General features: G+C 32.1%; 2 protein-coding genes. One reads left to right on the forward strand and one right to left on the reverse strand.

Annotated features, from left to right (window positions below):
• Positions 1-446: tyrosine-type recombinase/integrase (locus BHE97_RS19380; RefSeq protein ID WP_087625657.1), on the forward strand; the 446-nt coding region annotated here is incomplete at its 5' end.
• A 63-nt stretch (positions 447-509) separates the two neighbouring features.
• Here the strand turns inward: BHE97_RS19380 and BHE97_RS19385 are convergent.
• On the reverse strand, positions 510-812 hold the full coding sequence (locus BHE97_RS19385; protein WP_060748993.1) for a hypothetical protein: 303 nt from the start codon (positions 810-812) through the stop codon (positions 510-512).
• Positions 813-917: the final 105 nt, after the last annotated feature.

Raw genomic sequence — 917 nt, forward strand, 5'->3', positions numbered from 1 at the left:
ATACCGGACTACGCGTGAGTGATCTACTCCAACTCGAAACACAAACCATAGTAAAACTAAAACGAAAAAAGAGAAAAGAATTCAAGATCAAAGAAGGAAAAACAAAGAAAGAACGCATGATTAATCTTACTTCTATTTTTGATGAAATCTATTCGTATGCCCAAACTCTAGAAAATACCTGGTTATTCCCTTCCCGTAAAGGAGATCAGCCCATTAGTAAGATCCAGGCTTATCGACAATTGCAAAAAGCCGGAGATTTTGCCGGTGTAGAATCCAACGGGACTCACACCATGCGCAAAACCTTCGGCTATTGGTTCTATAAACAAACAAAAGATGTAGCCATGCTGCAAGATATACTCAATCATAGTACTCCACAAATCACACTTAAATACATCGGAATCAATAAAGAAGAAAAAGATAATATACTTGATATATTTCAAATTTGATCAAAAAAGCGAAACTTATTGTGTTAAAACAAGAATTTCGCTTTTTTTAATCAAATTATAATATTAAAAAGAAATATCTTTATATCCTCCTATAAGTCCAATAGAACCATAATTTCCAGGGTTTCCATAGTTTCCTACATTACCATAGTTACCATATATACCAAAATTTATATTTTTATATGAGGAATAATTATTATGAAATAAACGATTTCCATACATAATCTCACCCAAATAATATCCATTCATATCTATAAATATTTTTTCATTTTCACGATAATGACCAACATTTTCACCACTAGGTGCATGAAGCTGTCCGTTCACAAAATTAGCAATATGCTCACCATTACTATTAAATAAAAATTCCATAACTATTCCCTCCCTATTTTTTCTTAGATTTAGCTTGAGCTAAAGCTGATGCCGCAACACTTTTAGTAGCTTTTCCATATCTATTATCACGTAAGATCTTAGAAG

It is taken from the genome of Aeromicrobium sp. PE09-221 (assembly GCF_002174305.1).
GTDB lineage: Bacteria > Actinomycetota > Actinomycetes > Propionibacteriales > Nocardioidaceae > Aeromicrobium.